Here is a 3,273-nt window from a genome sequence, read left to right on the forward strand (position 1 = left end):
CAAAGGAAAAGCGCATAAACAATACGAATTCGGGAATAAAGTGGGCTTGATCACCACCGCTAATAAAGGAAAAAAAATCATTCTCGCAATTAAAGCATTTTTACAAACCCCTTATGATGGTCACACCATTGAACCACTTTTGGAACAAATGGAAACAGGTGGCCAACCCCTTCCCAAAGAACTGGTTTACGACCGTGGCGGAAAAGGGAAATCGGAAATAAAAGGAGTGAAAATCTCCATTCCAGGTCCACCGAGAAAAAAAGACACCCTCTACCAGAAACAAACAAAGCGCAAAAAATTCAGAACCAGAGCTGCCATAGAGCCTATCATCGGACATTTAAAAACTGATTTCAGGCTGGCTAAAAATTACTTTATGGGAGAAACGGGGCCTCAAATCAATGCCTTCCTAGCAGCAACTGCCTGGAATATGAAGAAAATGATGGAGATTCTTAAAGCCAATCTTCGTTGGCTATATTTTTCTTTGCAGAATTTCCTCTTTGCTGCATATTTTTTCACAATAAAAAGAAAATATTTATATTGTTAAGGAACGACTAATTAGAGATACAATTGTAAGATTTTTGATAAAAAGTGCAAATATTGTCAACATAAAAACGGCAAGATAGAAATTTCCATCTTGCCGTTTTTTATCACAGAGAAATAATTAGTATGTCGGAACTTCTTTGTGAATTTCACCCAAAATATTGTTTATTTTAATCCAATTTTTTTTTTGTGATTTGGCTAAGCTATCTAACATTTCGCTCTTGTAGAAATTTATGCAATGTGATAGAACCTCTCTTTTATTATAAATTGTTTTTAGGTCGTCAGGATATTTTCCAATTGAATTTATAGAGTCTATTCTAATTTTTACAATTTCATTTTTGATTATTGGAACTAAAGATTTGTCAAATATAGCTCTTCCCAAAGGGTTATATAATGAACGGTCATATCTTATTAATAATTTCTCTAATTCTTTATTTTCATAACCATTGGAGATGCAAAGACAAAATGCTCTGTCTTTGTATTCTTGTTCCCAATTTTTAAAATCCCAATCCTTTCTTTCTTTTCGAAGTTCTTTAGAAACAGAACAACTCATGAGAAAACATGTTAGTATTAGAAAATAGAACTTTTTTTTGGTATTTAATTTAGTACCCATATTCTTATAGATTTTACACCTCCTTTAGGTTGGGTATATGCACCTGAAATACATATTCCGTTAACAATATTATCAACATGTCCAGAATAACCTGCCCCTCCTTGACTTGTAGGTCTTGGGTCAGCATTCTCTATTACATAAATCCCACTTTTTCCTTTTAATAAGTTCGCTACTTTTGTAGGATCATTAGCATCAGCATTTTCTAATTTATGTGGCGTGTCACCAAATGTATCTTTCATAAATTTTAGAAAAGTGGTAGCGGCTAATATATAATTTTTTCCATCACCACCCTTCTGAGTTAATTGCAGTGTACTTCTTTTAATAACTGGAATTGTAATTCCTGAATATAATAATCCTCTAGAACCTCTTATTGCACAAGCATTTTGATAGTTTCCATTTGTATCATTTATATGACTTGTATATAGAGAACCACCAGCAAGTTGGTAAACAGCAGGTGATTCCATTGGTTTCCAATAGCCATTTTCTTCAATTTTAGGAAAACTAGTATACCATTGTGCGAGTGTTGGTAAAGATTGTTGAACAATTGGGGTTTCATATTCAATTAAATCTGGATCAATGTACTCCCCATCTTTTCCCTCAGAAGTGCCCATAAACCAGTTTTGAAACTGTGTCCAAGAAACGTTAGAAATTCCGTTGGTGCTATTTTGTTGAAAAAAAGCAAGTCCCCAAACTATAAAATCTTTATTTTCTTGAGACTCATCATTATAAACTCTATCAGTAAGAGATATGAAAATTTCACTGTTTTTATCTGCCCATGTTTTATTTTGGTAGTATAAAGAACTAATATAATTAAATGCTTCGGAATTATCACCACTTTCATAAGGATTTATAATAACACCAGTTCCTGGCCCTCCTCCACCAGGACCATTTGGTCCTGATCCACCATCACCTGGTAATGATCCACCGCCACCGCCACTGCATACGGTGATTGAATAGGTGTAAGATCCGTTGCCTTCACAATAATCAGGACCATCATGTTCATGCACGTTTCCAAATTCACATGGCTCTACAACTTCTATTGTGCTACAGTTAGATCTTTCATTTGTAAATCCTCTAGGAGAAGTTGTATTCAATATCTTGTAATTTCCAGTGAAATTTTTATATTTGTTCATAATGGTTGCTAAACTTGGCTCATATTCTACTATTGTTTGAATAATATCTCCTTCAGCAGTTTTTTCCACATACAAATTATAAAAATATCTCTTATTTTCTGCGCCATCAGCAATTAATCGCATAGAAAAAACAGATTTAGCATCATCATTTATTAGTAAAATTTTGGTTGAATCTATTGTGAATGTTTCTGTAGTATTTTCATCATCCTTTGATGATTTTTCAACTTTCAAAGTTAGCCTATCTGCTGATCCAATAGTTTTTAAAAATTGATCGTATGATGTTTTTTGTGCTATATTTTTTTCTTCTGTTTTTAGACTTGATTCGTACGCTTCTTCTCTACAGGAAAAAAGAGTTAGTAAAAATAAAATTGATAGAATACTTTTCAATAATATAATTTTTTTTGTCATAATTTATGTTTTTAAAGTTAGAGTAAATTTTGAGAATTTTTATTTCTTAACATCCTTTGAAAGTGATTTTAGATACACTTTCTGCCAACGGAAAAAGTATTGGCGAAGTGCGGGTTAAATGGAACGAAATGTTCAATTCATACTAAACGTAGCCGATGCTTTTTTCTTACACTAAATTACTCTTTTTTGTGGAATAAAAAAGCAGCGGCGGATAAATTTCACAAAAGTTCAACTTGTTACTTTCCCCCGCATTTTGCAAATACTATGTGCCTGTTGCACAACCTCTTTTCAAAGATACGGTAAAAAGATTTCAGAAATAGAAAATGTGGTTATAAACGGGTTTAAAATATTGAAAATCAATTGTATATATCGTTTATTCTCCGTAAATTAGCGTATGCAAGGCAGAAAAACATTTGAACCGAAAATCTTCTACGAACTCAGCCTGGAGGGGCTCGTTCCCCAGGATGATTTCTACCGTAAAATCAGTCAGGAAGTACCCTTTAGCTTCCTCTACAAGTCAACCTCTCATTATTACGGCCGTTGCGGGCAGGACAGCATCGATCCTGTGGTCTTTTTCAA

2 protein-coding genes and 2 pseudogenes are annotated in these 3,273 nt (G+C 33.5%); 2 read left to right on the forward strand and 2 right to left on the reverse strand.

Features of this window, described 5'->3' with window-relative positions:
- A pseudogene (locus AP75_RS14405) lies at window positions 1–544 on the forward strand (IS5/IS1182 family transposase); the annotation flags it as partial.
- 117 nt (window positions 545–661) lie between these two features.
- On the opposite strand, the gene AP75_RS13545 reads toward AP75_RS14405, so the two are convergent.
- The gene (locus AP75_RS13545) at window positions 662–1,153 is read right to left on the reverse strand and encodes a hypothetical protein (RefSeq protein ID WP_221404550.1); all 492 of its coding nucleotides are present in this window, start codon (window positions 1,151–1,153) and stop codon (window positions 662–664) included.
- The gene (locus tag AP75_RS13550; protein WP_088264974.1) at window positions 1,138–2,694 is read right to left on the reverse strand and encodes a T6SS effector amidase Tae4 family protein; all 1,557 of its coding nucleotides are present in this window, start codon (window positions 2,692–2,694) and stop codon (window positions 1,138–1,140) included. The genes AP75_RS13545 and AP75_RS13550 overlap by 16 nt, the downstream gene beginning before the upstream one ends.
- 394 nt (window positions 2,695–3,088) lie before the next feature.
- Here AP75_RS13550 and AP75_RS14150 point away from each other — a divergent pair.
- Window positions 3,089–3,273 (forward strand): annotated as a pseudogene (locus AP75_RS14150) (IS1182 family transposase); the annotation flags it as partial.

Origin of the sequence: Kaistella haifensis DSM 19056, assembly GCF_000735695.2 — a bacterium.
Taxonomy (GTDB): domain Bacteria; phylum Bacteroidota; class Bacteroidia; order Flavobacteriales; family Weeksellaceae; genus Kaistella; species Kaistella haifensis.

Excerpts from the sequence above, each read along its gene's own strand:
- AP75_RS13545 (WP_221404550.1), bottom strand. The coding sequence starts at position 1,153 with ATGGGTACTAAATTAAATACCAAAAAAAAGTTCTATTTTCTAATACTA.
- AP75_RS13550 (WP_088264974.1), bottom strand. The coding sequence starts at position 2,694 with ATGACAAAAAAAATTATATTATTGAAAAGTATTCTATCAATTTTATTT.